11 protein-coding genes are annotated in these 12,872 nt (G+C 72.4%); 5 read left to right on the top strand and 6 right to left on the bottom strand.

Annotated elements, in window-relative coordinates; genetic code table 11:
- Positions 1–7: 7 nt before the first annotated feature.
- Both FLV34_RS26095 and FLV34_RS26090 read right to left on the bottom strand, forming a co-directional pair.
- Positions 8–880 (bottom strand): aryldialkylphosphatase, encoded by an 873-nt coding sequence (locus tag FLV34_RS26095; protein WP_142650500.1) that lies wholly within the window; start codon positions 878–880, stop codon positions 8–10.
- A gap of 73 nt (positions 881–953) precedes the next feature.
- Complete coding sequence (locus FLV34_RS26090; protein ID WP_147944343.1) at positions 954–1,679, bottom strand: SDR family oxidoreductase; 726 nt, start codon at positions 1,677–1,679, stop codon at positions 954–956.
- A gap of 56 nt (positions 1,680–1,735) precedes the next feature.
- Between FLV34_RS26090 and FLV34_RS26085 the strand changes: the two genes are divergently transcribed.
- Positions 1,736–2,035: a nuclear transport factor 2 family protein gene (locus tag FLV34_RS26085; protein WP_147944342.1), complete on the top strand. Its 300-nt coding sequence runs from the start codon at positions 1,736–1,738 to the stop codon at positions 2,033–2,035.
- 36 nt (positions 2,036–2,071) lie between these two features.
- Here FLV34_RS26085 and FLV34_RS26080 read toward each other — a convergent pair whose 3' ends face one another.
- Positions 2,072–2,713 (bottom strand): VC0807 family protein, encoded by a 642-nt coding sequence (locus FLV34_RS26080; protein WP_147944341.1) that lies wholly within the window; start codon positions 2,711–2,713, stop codon positions 2,072–2,074.
- 338 nt (positions 2,714–3,051) lie between these two features.
- On the opposite strand from FLV34_RS26080, the gene FLV34_RS26075 reads away from it, so the two are divergent.
- Positions 3,052–3,843 (top strand): LLM class F420-dependent oxidoreductase, encoded by a 792-nt coding sequence (locus FLV34_RS26075; protein WP_261985908.1) that lies wholly within the window; start codon positions 3,052–3,054, stop codon positions 3,841–3,843.
- Positions 3,844–3,938: 95 nt separating this feature from the next.
- Here the strand turns inward: FLV34_RS26075 and leuE are convergent, their stop codons facing one another.
- A complete protein-coding gene (leuE, locus tag FLV34_RS26070; protein ID WP_142650505.1) occupies positions 3,939–4,622 on the bottom strand; it encodes a leucine efflux protein LeuE in 684 nt (227 codons plus the stop codon).
- 111 nt (positions 4,623–4,733) lie between these two features.
- On the opposite strand from leuE, the gene FLV34_RS26065 reads away from it, so the two are divergent.
- The 3 genes from FLV34_RS26065 to FLV34_RS26055 are packed head-to-tail and all read left to right on the top strand — an operon-like array spanning position 4,734 to position 10,358.
- Positions 4,734–6,122, top strand: a complete 1,389-nt coding sequence (locus FLV34_RS26065; protein ID WP_142650506.1) for a selenium-binding protein SBP56-related protein — start codon at positions 4,734–4,736, stop codon at positions 6,120–6,122.
- Positions 6,110–6,721, top strand: a complete 612-nt coding sequence (locus tag FLV34_RS26060) for a hypothetical protein (protein WP_205830832.1) — start codon at positions 6,110–6,112, stop codon at positions 6,719–6,721. The genes FLV34_RS26065 and FLV34_RS26060 overlap by 13 nt, the downstream gene beginning before the upstream one ends.
- A 58-nt stretch (positions 6,722–6,779) precedes the next feature.
- Positions 6,780–10,358 carry a BTAD domain-containing putative transcriptional regulator gene (locus FLV34_RS26055; protein ID WP_147944339.1) on the top strand — a complete coding sequence of 1,193 codons (3,579 nt, stop codon included), beginning with the start codon at positions 6,780–6,782 and terminating at the stop codon, positions 10,356–10,358.
- Here the strand turns inward: FLV34_RS26055 and FLV34_RS26050 are convergent.
- Both FLV34_RS26050 and FLV34_RS26045 read right to left on the bottom strand, forming a co-directional pair.
- On the bottom strand, positions 10,292–12,040 hold the full coding sequence (locus tag FLV34_RS26050) for a CocE/NonD family hydrolase (protein ID WP_147944338.1): 1,749 nt from the start codon (positions 12,038–12,040) through the stop codon (positions 10,292–10,294). The two genes, FLV34_RS26055 and FLV34_RS26050, sit on opposite strands and share 67 nt — an antisense overlap.
- On the bottom strand, positions 12,037–12,822 hold the full coding sequence (locus tag FLV34_RS26045) for an ABC transporter permease (protein ID WP_142650509.1): 786 nt from the start codon (positions 12,820–12,822) through the stop codon (positions 12,037–12,039). The genes FLV34_RS26050 and FLV34_RS26045 overlap by 4 nt, the downstream gene beginning before the upstream one ends.
- Positions 12,823–12,872: the final 50 nt, after the last annotated feature.

Below are 12,872 nucleotides of genomic sequence, written 5' to 3'. Positions count from 1 at the left end.
CGGGCCGTCAGGCGGTGAGCCAGCGGAGCGGGTTCTCGTGGGTGATGAGACGCAGGGTGTCGTCGTCCACGCCGGCCTCTCGCAGGGCAGGGAGGACTGAGGAGAACAGCCGCCCGTAGCCCTGCCCGCCGTAGCCGGACAGGTGCTCCCGCAGGCGTACGCCGCTGCTGAGCAGGACGCGCTCGGCGTGCCCGCCGTCGAGGAGGGTGAGGACGTCCTCGGCGTCGTCCACGCTCACGTACGCCCCGGTCTCGGCGATCTTGCGCTGGACCAGTGGATCGCCGGAGCGGGCGGCCAGACGCCGGGCGGGGACGTTCTGCGAGAGCAGGAGCTCCAGCAGCTCCAGGCCGCCCGTCGCCACGGGGAGGTCGGTGCGCAGCGAGGCGCGGGCGGCGGCGGTGACGGCCCGCTCCTCGGCCGGGGTGGGCGTCTCGTCCCACGCGGCGGCGACGATGACACCCGGCCGCGCGCCCGTCCCGTCGAGCCCGGCGCCGATCTCGTGCAGCAGGTCGGCGGTCAGGTCCTCCACGCCGTACCGCGTGATGGCCGCACCCGCGAACGGCTGCGCGGCGAAGCCGGTGGCGGCCACGATCGGCACCCGCGAGGCCATCGAGATCCGGGCGAGCGCGGCGGGGTCGCGGGCCATGCCGATGCAGCTGTGCTCAACGATCAGGCCCAGCGCCTGCTCCCTGCCGAGGTTCTTGACCTCGGCCAGCACATATCGCTCCTCGTCCAGCCACCGATGGGGATCGGAGTCCACGCCGATGCCCCAGCGGGTGTCGGTGCGCAGGTGCTCGTACGGCAGCACCGGCCCGTCGATCTCGGAGACGGGGACGGCGCCCGTGACGGTCTGGATACGGGGAAAATATGCGCCGGACATGAACGGACATTAACCGATTTTTTGCCGAAACAGCTCGCGAATCACATGATTCTTTGGTTTCGACCAGGTGAAATCAGCTCATCGTCTTGCCGCCGTTGACGGCGAGCCGCTGGCCGGTGACGAACCGGGCACCGGGGGAGGCGAGGAACGCCACCGCCTCGGCCACGTCCATCGGCACGCCCATGTGGCCCAGCGGGACGTCGCTCAGATAGCCGGTGTAGTCCTCCGGGGGAACGTCCGCGTGCCGCTCCACCGGGATCCAGCCGGGCTCGACGGTGTTCACCGTGATCCCGTACGGCCCCAGCTCCCGGGCCCACGACCGGGTGAGCCCGTGCATGGCGGCCTTGGCGGCGACGTAGTGCCCTAACTCCGGGTTGCCGAGATCGGTGACCTCGCTGCCCACGTTGACGATCCGGCCCGAGCCGGCCTCGCGCATGCCGGGCAGCACGGCCTGCAGGATCAGCAGCGGGGCCTTGACGAAGAAGCGGAGCTGGCCGAGGTGGTCCTCCCAGGTCTGCTTCTCCACCGGCACCAGCGGCTGGGGACCGGTGGCCTTGTTGACGACCACGTCGACAGGCCCGATCGCGGCCACGCCCTCCCGTACGGACTCCTCGTCGGTGACGTCGAACCTGGCCAGAGCGGCCGAGCCGCCGGCGGCGGTGATGCGGTCGACGACGGCGGAGGCCCCGGCCGTGTCGTTGGCGTAGTTGACGGCGACGTGCCAGCCGTCCGCGGCGAGTCGTTCGGCGATGACGGCGCCCAGACCTCGTGAGGCGCCGGTGACCAGTGCGTTACCCATGACATGCGTCCCTATCACAGATCACGTAGGGCGATGGGGCGGGGGAACCGGCCCGGATCGGCGCCGACGCCCTCGTGGGCGGGTGGCGCACCGGCCTGCACGCCCGCAAGCAGAGCTTCCACACCGTGAGCAACTTCGCCGTGACGGTGGACGGCGCCGAGGCGCACGTGACCACCAAGGGATACTCCTACAACCTGCTCGACGCCAAGCTCGGCGGCGGCATGTTCGAGGTGTGGGGCGTCTACCGGCTCCGGCTCGTACGGCAGGCCGTGGGGTGGAAGGTGACGGCCTTCGCGTTCGACGCCTGGCACACCCGCGGCGACGAGGCGGCGCGCACCCACCGGCTGGAGGCCTGACGGGGGCTGACAAGGACCAACGGGGACTAAGGGGGACTAACGGGTGACCGCCGGAGTCTCGGTGTGCAGCCGCCCCAGGACCCGGCGGAACGCCCAGACGGATGCCGCGAAGGCCAGGCCGGTGACGACGGCGACGGCGGCGGTGCGGATGATCAGGTAGTCGCCGATCGACTCGTTCAGCAGCAGCCAGATGCTCATGGCCGAGTTGGCCAGGAGGACGAACGCCCACAGCAGGGTGATCCGGGCGAAGAAGGTGCGGACGCGTTCGTGCCGCAGCACGAACGACGGCAGGTGGATGTAGTCGAGTGTGAGCCGCTGGACCAGCGGGCGGCGCATCCGCACCGACGCCAGGAGCACCATGCTGATGCAGATCGTGCCGAGCTCCGGCTGGATGAAGTAGAGGACGGGGCTGCCGGTCCACAACCCGATCACGGTGCGGAAGGTGATCGCGATCGTCGCCATGATCATCGTTCCCGGCAAGGGCTGGCGCCGGACGAGCCGCCACAGGACGCCCAGGTAGACCCATGACACCGCGGCCATCAGCGCGCCGCGCAGGCCGAGCACCGCGAGGGCCGTGTAGAAGACCACGAGGGGGGCCACCACGCCTTCGAGGAGCCTGGGCACCGCCTGCCTGATCAGCGCGGTGAGCCGTGGCAGGGCGAAGGGTGCGTGGTTCATGGCGACTCCAACGGGCCGGTGGGGGAGACCGACGCTGTAGTTGGGCAACGCACCTACCCGGACATAACGGATGGAAACCCCGGGTTGGGCGGCATCGTCGGTGGCTTACCGTACCTGACCGTCACGCCCGCGGGGGCCGAATGCCGAAGCGCCCCCGCGCTTCATAACGGTACGGTATGCCTCCAGTGGCCGTCTCGGCCGATGGAAAACCCCTGATCAGCGCTTTACCAGGGGGTGCTGAGCGCTTTTCCCGGCGGGTGGCGGACGCGGGTTACGTTGACGGCATGGACTCGGGTTTCGGCTACTTCGCAACGGATGATGCGGTTCGTCCTGATTCCTTGGCCCGGCTCGTCGAGCAGCGCGGCCACACGGCGCTGCTGTTCACCGAGCACACGCACATTCCGGTGCCACCCGCCGGCGAGACGCCGAAGGACCAGGAGGGAGGCGAGCTGCCCCGGCGCTACTGGCACAGCTACGACCCGTTCATCGCCTGCATGGCGGCGGGCGCGGCGACGACGCGGCTGCGCGTGGGCACGGCAATCTGCCTCGTGCCCGAGCACGAGCCCATCAGCCTGGCGAAGACGGTGGCGAGCGTGGACAACCTGACCGGCGGGCGGTTCGAATTCGGCATCGGCGCCGGATGGCAGCGTGAGGAGCTGCGCAACCACGGCGTCGATCCGGCCCGCCGCTTCGCCGTCATGCGGGAGCGGGTGCGGGCGATGCAGGAGATCTGGACCCGTGACGAGGCCGAGTTCCACGGCGACTTCGTGTCCTTCGGCCCGATCTGGTCATGGCCGAAACCGGCGCAGAAGCCCTACCCGCCGATCCTGGTGGGCGGCGCCGGGCCGCGTGTCTTCGACCGCGTGCTCGGTTATGGGGACGCGTGGCTGCCCAACTACGGCCCCGGAATCCTGGAGCGCATCCCCGAGCTGTTCCGGCGGGCCGAGGAGGAGGGCAGGGACGTCGAGGTCATCGTGGTGTCCGTGCCGGCCGACCCCGGCGTGCTGGAGCGGTGCGAGAAGGCGGGGGTCGCCCGGGTCATGCCCTGGCTGCCGTCGGCGGGGTGGGACCGGATCCAGCGGGCGATGGACGCCTTCGAGAACGCCCTCGCCGACATGCGCGGCGAATGAGCCTGCCGGATGCCCGCCGGATGAGCCCGCCGGATGAGGCCGCCGGATGAGGCCGCCGGATGAGGCCGCCGAATGGGCAAGGCCCAGGGCGGGTGTCAGCTCAGGGTCGCGGTGGCCAGCTTGGCGCCGAAGCCGAGGAAGAGCGCGCCGACACCCGAGGTGAGCCCGGCGGCCAGCTTGCGGCGGCGCCGGAAGTGGCTCGCGAGGAACGTGCCGCCGAAGATGAGCGTGCTCAGGTAGGTCACGCTGAAGATCTGCACGATCAGCGCCAGGATCAGGAACGACAGCGCCGGCGCGCCGTACGACGGGTCCACGAACTGCACGAAGAACGCCACGAAGAACAAGATGGCCTTGGGGTTGAGCAGGCTGATCGTGAACGCCTTGCGGAACGGGCTGCGCACCGGCGCCTGCTCGGTGGTCTCCGTGGCCTGGGCCGTCTCGGCGACCTGGGAGGCCGCGGCCGTGCCGCGGGAGGCGCGCAGGGAGCGCCAGGCGCCGCGGAGCATGCCGAAGCCGATCCACGCCAGATAGATCGCGCCCGAATACTTCACGATCGAGAACAGGACGGGCGTCGACTTCAGCAGCGACGCGACCCCCGCGGCCGACAGGAACATGAGGACCGAGTCACCGGCGAAGACCCCGGCCGCCGCCCGGTAGCCCTGCCGCACGCCACGCTGCGCGGCGGTGGACAGCACGAAGAGCGAGTTGGGCCCCGGAAGCAGGATGATCAGGAACGTTCCCGCGATGTAGGTCCAGATGTTGGTGATGCCGAAGAACATGCTCGCTCCCGTCACGAAATCGCATGTCCTGTTATAGCCCTATCCAGGCGCCGGTCACAGTCAGTAGATTCCTATTGACTTGGTAGGGAACGCGGGAGAATCCTGGGGTGCATGACGTTGTGGAAGCCTGACCCCACGTTCTATCCCTCACCGAGGGACGCCGCCGAGGCGCCGCCGGAGAAGCTGGCCTACGTGGCCGCCTTCGACCGGTCGGCCCAGCGGCCCGACGCGCTCGCCGTCCTCGACACAGATCCCGGCTCCCCGTCGTACGGGACCGTGGTGGGCTGGACCGACCTGCCGTACACGGGGGACGAGCTGCACCACTTCGGCTGGAACGCGTGCAGCAGCGCGCTGTGCCCCTACGCCCCGCACCCCCACGTCGAGCGGCGCTACCTGATCATCCCCGGCCTGCGGTCGTCGCGGATCTACATCTACGACACCAAGGACCGGGTCAGCCCCGAGCTCGTGAAGGTCATCGAGGCGGAGGAGCTGGGCAAGCGGGCCGGCTACTCCCGCCCGCACACCGTGCACTGCGGCCCCGAGGGCCTGTACGTCAGCGCGCTCGGCGGCTACGGCGACGACGGGCCCGGCGGCATCGCGATCCTCGACCACAACTCGTTCGAGGTCCTGGGCCGGTGGGAGGTCGACCGCGGCCCGCAGTACCTCGCGTACGACTTCTGGTGGCACATCAACCACGACGTGCTCGTCACCTCCGAGTGGGGCACGCCGTCCATGGTCGAGGACGGGGTGGTCGGCGAGCTGCTGCTCGGCCGCAAGTACGGCCACAAGATCCACTTCTGGGACCTGCGCAAGCGCAGGCACGTCCAGGAGGTGGACCTCGGCGACCAGCACCAGATGACGCTGGAGCTGCGCCCCGCCCACGACCCGACCAAGACGTACGGCTTCGTGGGCGTCGTGACCAGCGTCGAGGACCTGTCGGCCTCCGTGTGGGTGTGGCACAAGGACGGCTCCCGGTGGACGGCCGAGAAAGTGATCACCATCCCGGCCGAGCCCGCATCGCCCGACGACCTGCCCGACGTGCTCAAGCCGTTCGGCGCGGTGCCGCCGCTGGTGACCGACATCGACCTGTCGGTGGACGATCAGCGCCTGTACGTGTCGTGCTGGGGCACCGGCGAGCTCAAGCAGTATGACGTCTCCGACCCGTTCAAGCCGGTCGAGATCGGCTCGGTCCGCCTCGGTGGCATCGTGCGGCGCGAGGCGCACCCGGCCGCGCCGGACGAGCGGCTCTCGGGCGGCCCGCAGATGGTCGAGGTGAGCCGCGACGGCCGCCGGGTCTACGTCACCAACTCGCTGTACGGCGCTTGGGACGACCAGTTCTACCCCGACGGCGTGGGCGCCTGGATGGCGAAGGTCGACGCCGAGTCGTTCACGCTGGACGAGCGGTTCTTCCCGCACGGCGACGACTTCCGCGGCCTGCGCCCGCACCAGACCCGGCTCCAGGGCGGCGACGCGTCCTCCGACTCCTACTGCTACCCGTGACCCTGACCGCCGTCATCCTGCTGGGCGCCTTTCACGGGATCAATCCCGCGATGGGCTGGCTGTTCGCTGTCGCCCGCGGGTTGCAGGAGCGCAGCCGCGACCTGCTGCTGCAGTCCCTGCCGGTCATCGCGCTGGGCCACCTCGCGTCGGTGGCCCTCGTGGTGCTCGCCGTGTCGGCGACCGGCTCGATCGTGACGGCCACGGCCCTCTCGATCGGGGCGGGCGTCGTGCTCGTCGGGTTCGGCCTGTGGCACCTGCTCTCCCGGCGGCACTTCCGCTGGGTGGGCATGCGGCTGTCGCTGCCGCAACTGGCCGCCTGGTCGTTCCTGATGTCGTCGGTGCACGGCGCGGGCCTGATGCTGCTGCCCGTGCTGACCCGCATGCCCGCCGCCGGTCACCACGGGCACGCCCTGTCGGGCGGCATGCTCGTCGCCGGGGTGCACACGCTCGCGATGTTCCTCACGGCGACCGTCGTCGCCGTCGTGGTGTACGAGTTCCTCGGCGTGGCCGTCCTGCGCCGGGCCTGGTTCAACCTCGACAGGATGTGGGCGTTCGCCCTGGTGGGAGCCGGCGTCGTCACCCTCGTGGGCGCCGTCTGAGCGACCACGCGACGGGCGGGCGGCGCGGCCTCCCGTACGGCTGGCAGGATAGACCGGCGTGCGGGTTCGTCTCCTCGGCGCGCTCGAGGTCCTCGATGACGACGGGGCTCCGGTCGCCGTCACGGGCACGCGGGTGCGCGCGTTACTGGCCGTGCTGGCCATGCGGCCCGGCCGCCTCGTCCCGGCCGACCGGCTCGTGGACGCGCTGTGGGAGCGCGACCTGCCCGCCAACGCCGCGAACGCCCTGCAGACGCTGGTCAAGCGCCTGCGCGCGGCGCTCGGGCGGCCGGACGCGGTGCTGTGGCGCGACGGCGGCTACGTGCTCGACCTCGACCCGGCGCGGGTCGACGCCCACGTCTTCCTGCGGCTGACCTTGCCGTACGCCACGGGCACGCTGCCGGACGGGGTGACGGACGGCGTCACGGACGCCGAGGCCGCGAGCGGGGAGCTGGACGAGGCGCTGGCGCTGTGGCGCGGGCCCGCCCTGGCCGACCTGCGCGCGGTGTCCTACCTGGCGGCCGCTGCGGCCCGGCTGGAGGAGCGGCGGCTGGCCGCGGTCGAGGCACGCGCCGCCGCGCACCTCGCGCTCGGCCGCGAGGTGGACCTGTCGGCCGAGGTGGCCGCCCATCCGCTGCGTGAACGGCTGTCCGCCCTGGCGATGCGCGCGCTCGCCCGCTCGGGCAGGCAGGCGGACGCCCTCGCCCTGTGGGAGCGGATCCGCCGGGCGCTCGCGGACGAACTCGGCGTCGATCCCGGTCCGGAGCTGCAGGCCGCCCATCTCGACGTACTGCGCGGGCAGGATGCCCCGATGCCGCCCAGCCCGCCGATGAACCGCACCCCCAGCGCCCCCGGCACCCTGGGCGGCCCCGGCGATAGGGGCACCCCCGGCGCGGCGGGCGCCCCCACTACCGGCGCGGTGGGCATTCCCGACGTCCCGAGCACACCGGGCACCCCTGGCATCCCCAGTGCCCCCGGCATTCCCGACGCCGCCGGTTCCCCCGACAGCCTGGGCGGCTCCGGCACTCGCGCGGGCAGGGTGTGGGCGCCGCCGACGACGTTCGTGGGCCGCGAGGAGGAGGTCACGCGTCTCGCGGCCCTGCTGCGCGACTCCCGGCTGGTCACGGTCGTCGGTCCGGGCGGGGCGGGCAAGACGCGCCTCGCGGTCGAGACGGCCCTGCGCGTCGCCCCGACCAGTGCCGCCGAGCACCGCCACGGCTCCGGTACCGGAGGTTCCGTGGAGGGCGGGCGAGGCGAGGACAAGCGTGGCAAGAGCGGGCGGGGTGAGGACAAGCGTGGTGAGAGCGGGCGGGGCGAGCACACGTGCGGTGAGGGCCAGTGTGGTGACGACAGGTGCGGTGAGGGCCGATGTGATGAGAGCAGGTGTGATGAGAGCGGGTGCGGCGAAGGCGCGTGGCTGGTCGAGCTGGCCCCTCTGACGGACCCTGCCGACGTCGTGCGGTCCGTGCTCGAAACGCTGGGCGTCGCCGCCGAGCCGCGGGTGGGCGGCGACTGGCGGCGCGACCCGCCCGACCCGGCCGAACGTCTGGTCGCCGCCCTCTCCGGGCGCGAGTTGCTGCTCATCCTCGACAACTGCGAGCACGTGATCGACGCCGCGGCGCGCCTGGCCGAGCTGGTGCTGCGCCGCTGCCCGGGAGTGCGCGTGCTGGCGACCAGCCGCGAGCCGCTCGGCGTGCCGGGGGAGACGCTCGCCCCGATCCCTCCCCTCGGCCTGCCCCCGGAGGGCGTCACCCCCGGCGAGGCGGGCGGCTACCCCGCCGTACGCCTCCTGGTCGACCGCGCCCGCGCGGTGAGTCCCGGCTTCGTCCTCGACGAGCGTACGACGCCGCACGTCGTGACGATCTGCCGTCGCCTCGACGGGATGCCGCTGGCCATCGAGCTGGCCGCGGCGCGGATCAGGGCGCTCGGCCCCGAACGGCTCGCGGCCCGCATCGACGACCGGTTCCGCCTGCTGACCGGCGGGAGTCGTACAGCTCTGCCCCGGCACCGCACGCTGAGCGCGGTGGTCGAGTGGAGCTGGGACCTGCTCGCGCCCGAGGAGCGGACGCTGGCGGAGCGGCTCGCGGTGTTCGCGGGCGGGGCCACGCTGGACGACGCGGAGCTGGTCTGCGGTGGCGACGGCCTCGACGTGGTGGCGGTGCTGCCGTCGCTGGTCGACAAGTCCCTGCTGGAGACGCCGGGCGACGGCCGGTTCCGGATGCTGGAGACGATCCGCGCATACGCGTTGCGACGGCTGACGGACAGCGGTGAGCTCGACCACTACCGGCGCCGGCACGCGGCGCACTTCCTTCGGCTGGTCGAGGACGCCGAGCCGCGCCTGCGCGGAGCCGGGCAGCTGGAGTGGATGGCCAGGCTGACCGCCGAGCAGGACAACCTGAACGCCGCCCTGCGCTGGGCCGTCGACTCCCGGGACGCGGAGACCGCGCTGCGCCTGTGCGGCACGATGAGCTGGTATTGGTGGCTGCGCGGGCATCGCGGTCAGGCGTCCGTCTGGGCCGGGCAGGTGCTCGACCTCGTTCCCGAAGGCCCGCCCGCCGGGCTGGTGCGCGCCTATGCCGGATGCCGGTTCGCGGTCACGGTCACCCGGCTCGGCATGATCTGGACGGAGCCCGGCCGCGTCGAGGAGATCCGCCGGGAGCTCGGCGACCTCATCGAGGAGGCGCTCCGCGAGGGGCCGGTGCATCCGATGCTGCCGATCCTGCGGGCGGTCGTGACGGCGATCGCCGGACGCAGGGAGGATGCGGCCGCGATGCTCGACGCGTACGCCGGCTCGGACGATCCCTGGCTGGCCGCCTCGGCGCTCATGATCAGAGGCGGCTCGCTCGGCCCGCACGGCGGCAGCGAACGGGACGTCGCCGAGGCGGTGCGCAGGTTCCGCGCACTGGGGGATCGCTGGGGGCTCAGCGAGGCCCTCCTCACGCTGGCCACGCTCCGCGCCCGCCGGGGCGCGGAGACGACCGACCTGATCGACGAGATCGCCGGGCTGACCGCGGGATGGGTCAGCGCGGACGACATGATCTCCACCCTGACCCGCCTGGCCGAGCTGCGCCTCCAGGCGGGCGACCGCGAGGGCGCGGCGGCGGACGTGGCGGCGGCCCGTTCCCACGTGACCGCCGGCGTCTCGCCGTACGCGCTGGTGCAGGTGAGCATGGGCGAGGCGAACGTGGCGCGGAGCGGGGGCGATCTCGACGGCGCGGTGGCGGCGTACGAGGAGGCCCTGTCCGTGCTGGAGGACAGCCCCGCCGTCCCTCAGCAACTCGCGTCGACAAACGCCGCGTATGGCAGGACGCTGCTGGCCAGGGGCGACCTCGACGGCGCGCTCGCGCGTCATCACCAGGCGCTGGACGCCCTCGGCGCCGCCCCCGACCCGCCGGTCCTTTCGACCGTGCTGGCCGGGATGGCCATGATCGCCCTGGCCGGGGGCGACGCGACGCGGTCCGCGGCGCTCTTCGGTGCGGCCGACGCCGCGTTCGAGGGCTGGCGGGCGGACGCCGAGGCCGCCGCGGCGCTGGAGTCGGCGCGTGAGACGGCGGGCCCGGCCTTCGACGCCGCCTACGAGCGGGGCCGTACGGCGTCGCGCGAGGACCTCGGCCTGCCCGTCACCGGCAGCAGCAGGTAGGACGGCGCGCTGATCGTGATCCGCGCGGGGGCCGCGTGCCGGGCGAACTTGGGGAAGTTCGATCCCGCCACCTCCACCCGCACCCGGTGCCCGGCCCCGAAGACATGGGCGAGGTTGCCGAGGAGGACACGCGCCGTCTCCGGCTGAGCGCCGCCGCCTGTGAGCTCGGTGCCGCCGTCCGCGACTTGGGCGGCACCGTCCGCGAGTTGAACGCCGCCGCCTGTGAGCCGAGTGGCACCGTCCGGGAGTTGGGTGGCGCCGTCCGCGACACGCGCGATGCCGTCCACGAGGATTTCCTCCCGGCCGTCGGGGTGCACGTCCACGAGCTTGCCCGTCACCGTGAAAGACCTCGCGTCGGATTCCACGGTCACCACCAGTTCGGCCGCGCCCATGACCTCAAGCGGCGCCGGCAGCGGCCCGGTCGTGTGGCGCAGCACGTCGGACCGGCCGGCGAGCGGCCGCTGGTCCACCGGCCCCGGGCCCGGCGGCAGGAACTCGACCACGCCGCCGCCCATGGTCGGCACGGGATCATCGGGGTCGGACAGGAAGCAGGCGCGCAGCGCCGCCTCGGGCCCGAGCGAACCACCGTCTCCCAGGTGATAGCGGACAGTCTCGTTCTCGGGCGGCCAGCCGGCCATCGTCCGCCATTCGCAGGCGCCGGTGACGAACACCCGCACCTTCGCGTCGTCCCGCAGCGGTGTGCCGCGCATCCAGTGGCCGAACCAGTCGAGGTGGAGGCCCGTCCAGTCCACGGCCTCCCCGCTCGCCTGGTCGCCGTAGTCGCGCCCGGCCAGAGTCCGCTCGCGGAGGGCGTGGCTCCACGGGCCGACGACGAGGCGGGCCCGGTCGCGCAGCGCGTGGTAGGTGCGGATGGTGCTGTCGCGGAAGTAGTCGTACCACCCGGTCGACAGCAGCGCAGGCACCTCGATCCTGTCGTAGCGGGCCTCCAGGTCGGTTTCCCTCCACAGCTCGTGCGACGGGTCGGGGTGCGCGAGCCAGTCGGCATAGAAGGGGAAGAGCGCCGTGATCTCCGGCTGGTCCTCGACGGGCAGGCGGCGGAGCAGCTCGCCGAGCCGTGCCGCAAGGGAGGCTTCGCTCGCGTGGAGCCGTGCGCGGCGGGCCAGGTGGAGCGGCGCCATGACGGCAGCCAGGACCGGCAGGATGACGCCCAGCCTGGGAACGCCGCCGGCGTACACCACGTCGTGCAGCCCGGCGGGGCAGACGGAAGGCGCGATGGCCCGCAGCCCGTCCGGCCGCTCGCTCGCGGCGAGGAGCTGGGCGATCCCGAGATAGGAGTCGCCGAACATCCCGACCTGCCCGTCACACCAGGGCTGACGTGCGGTCCAGGTCACTGTGTCGTGCCCGTCGGCGGCCTCTCCGGTGAGGAACCGCAGGTCGCCCTCCGACTCCCCGGTGCCGCGCACGTCCTGCACCATCACCGCGTAGCCAGCCGACAGCAGCCGGGCGACGTCGAGCCGAAGTCCCGGCCCGTACGGCGCCCTGCCGTACGGGGTCCGGGCCAGCAGGACGGGGTGCCGCCCGTGAGGCGCGGGCAGCCAGACGGTCGCGGCGAGCCGGGTGCCGTCGCGCATGGGCGTCCACACGTCCCGGCCGTCGGGGAGCTCATGGGCCCAGGCCGGCACGGGGACGGGGACCCCCGGACTCCTCCCCGGGGCGTTCACCGGATCCTCCGGGCATAGGCGCGTACGGCGAGCGGGGCGAAACACGCGGTGACGGCGGCGGCCCAGGCCAGCGTGACCCAGACGTGCGGTCCCACGGGAGTGCCGAGGAGCAGCGCCCGGACGGCGTCGGCCAGGTGGGAGATCGGGTTGATCGACGACCACCAGCGCAGCGCGGCCGGCAGGTTGGCCGGGGGGATGAACGCGCTGCTGCCGAACGTCAGCGGCAGCAGGATCACGGTCGCCATGCCCTGCATCGAGGCGACGGACTTGGCCTTCAGCCCGAGCCATGCCGACACCCAGCTCAGGGCCAGGGCGAACAGCAGCAGGAGGGCCACACCGGCCAGCGCCTCCAGGGGCGCGGCGGTGATGCGGAACCCGGCCGCGATGCCGGCGAGCAGGGACACCGCGATGGTGACCGTCGTCATCAACGCGTCCGCGGCGACCCGCCCGATCAGCGGGGCAGAGCGCGCGATCGGCATGCTCCGGAATCGGTCGAACACGCCTTTCACGATGTCTTCGGCGAGGTTCATGCCCGTGGTGTTCGTCGAGATGAGGGTCACCTGTGTGAGCACGCCGGGCACCAGATAGCGCGCGGCATGATCGGGGTCGCCGGACATGGCCCCGAACATCAGGACGAAGACCACGATCATGAAGACCGGCTGGAGCAGGAACTGGATGAGCCGGCCGAGTTCGTTCCGCAGCGGCACCAGGCTCCGCCAGGCGAGGGTCATGCCCTGGGCGAGCGCGCCCCTGCGTCCGGTCGTGAACGGTGTGGCGGTCATCGCGTTCTCCCCGCGGTCGTCGGCCGGTCTCACTCGTGTCGTGGGTGCGA

Source organism: Microbispora sp. CSR-4, from assembly GCF_008033685.1.
Classification (GTDB): domain Bacteria; phylum Actinomycetota; class Actinomycetes; order Streptosporangiales; family Streptosporangiaceae; genus Microbispora.
This window is presented reverse-complemented; position numbering and strand designations above follow the sequence as displayed.